Below are 1449 nucleotides of genomic sequence, written 5' to 3'. Positions count from 1 at the left end.
CAGCGCGGTGACGAAGTAGCAGTTTGATCAAGCGTCCTCTGCCGGGGCCGCGATGGCGAGGAACGCCGGTGCGCCGTTGATTTCGGCGATGATGACGATGGCCAGCGCGACATCGGTCTGAATGACGAACAAAAACGCGTCTTTGGCGCTCGCAACCTCTCTTGGCGTCCCGTACCCCAACAGCGCGCGCATCAGAATGCCGAGATTGAACCCCGCGACATGGATCAGGTAGCGCTTATGAACGTTCTCGCGCCCGCGCAACCACGCGCGGCGCATGCCGCCGCGATCGAGCACATGGGCGAAGCTGCGCTCGACCATTTCTCCGCGTCGGCGCATCGCGTCCCGCCCGATACCGGATTTCAACCTCGCGCGGTTGGCGTAAACGGCCTCCCGCGCCGCTTCATCGCCATGCCACCGCAAATACCCCTTCGAGGGTTTCGGCTCGGCGATCCGCGTCTTCCAGACGCCGCCGTCGAGGTCCTTCAGCCCCTCGCGTGAATGATAACCTTTGTCAGCCACCAATTCGCAGGGGGCCTCGGGCGTCGGCGCAAGGCCGATATCGGCGAGATTGCGCGCCGCCGCCTCCAGCGTGGGATCGAGCGTCGTCGTATCGCCCTCGTCGGCCGGATGAATCGGGGCCGCCACGATGATGCCGGTGTCGAGATCGACGGCGTGCTCGGGCTTGTAAGCCAGATGCGTCGTCCCGTCCTTCATCCGCGCGATCCTGGCGTCCGGATCGGTCGGGCTCGTCCAGTCTTCGTTCGAGAGCTTCTTGCCCTTCCGCTTGCGGTCGAGCCGGATGAGATCGTCGATCGTCGGCGTTTCGATGCCGCTCTCCTGCGCCATGCGCGTCAGCATCGCGCGATAGGTCTCGCCGCTGTCGCGGCGCACGATCGTTCGCAGTGCGGCGTTGGCTTCCATGGTCGAACCGTCGACGCCGATACGCTCGCCCTTCACCAGACCGCGCTCGGCGACGAGATTCAACACCCAGCCGAACACTTTCTCATGCGCCTCATGCGGCAGGCGCGAGCGCGTCTTCGACAACCACGAGTGATCGGGAACCTTGTCCCGGTTCGCCAGACGCAGGAAATCTCGCAGCGAAAAGGAATCCGAGCAACGCCACACAATGCCGCGTTCGCTGTCGATGCCTTCGAAATACCCGACCATGTGCATGCGGAAATAGCGGCCCGGCGGCAGCGAGGGCGCCCCCAGGCGCGGCGCGTAATACGGCTTGCAGACCTCCTCGACGAAGGCGTCGAACCCAGCTTCGATCAGCAAGTTCTGCAGCCTGTCGTAAAAGGCATGCCCCGGCGACCGCGGCATCTCAGCCCATGTCACGACCAGATCACCCTGAGACCCGGTCTCCCGCCGCATCGCCATCTCACACGCCCCCGTCCGAATCGCGATGTTCAGACGGAATCAGGCGAATGCGACTTCGTCAACGGGCTG

At 64.3% G+C, this 1449-nt stretch carries 1 protein-coding gene; it reads right to left on the bottom strand.

Annotation, left to right across the window (positions count from 1 at the left end):
- Positions 1-27 precede the first annotated feature (27 nt).
- The gene (locus ACO2RV_RS25105; RefSeq protein ID WP_423296920.1) at positions 28-1374 is read right to left on the bottom strand and encodes a transposase; all 1347 of its coding nucleotides are present in this window, start codon (positions 1372-1374) and stop codon (positions 28-30) included.
- Positions 1375-1449: the final 75 nt, after the last annotated feature.

The sequence above is a fragment of the Ancylobacter sp. VNQ12 genome, from assembly GCF_049445835.1.
Lineage (GTDB): Bacteria > Pseudomonadota > Alphaproteobacteria > Rhizobiales > Xanthobacteraceae > Ancylobacter.
The sequence above is the reverse complement of the archived record's forward strand: the minus strand, read 5'-3'. Positions and strand labels throughout refer to the sequence as shown.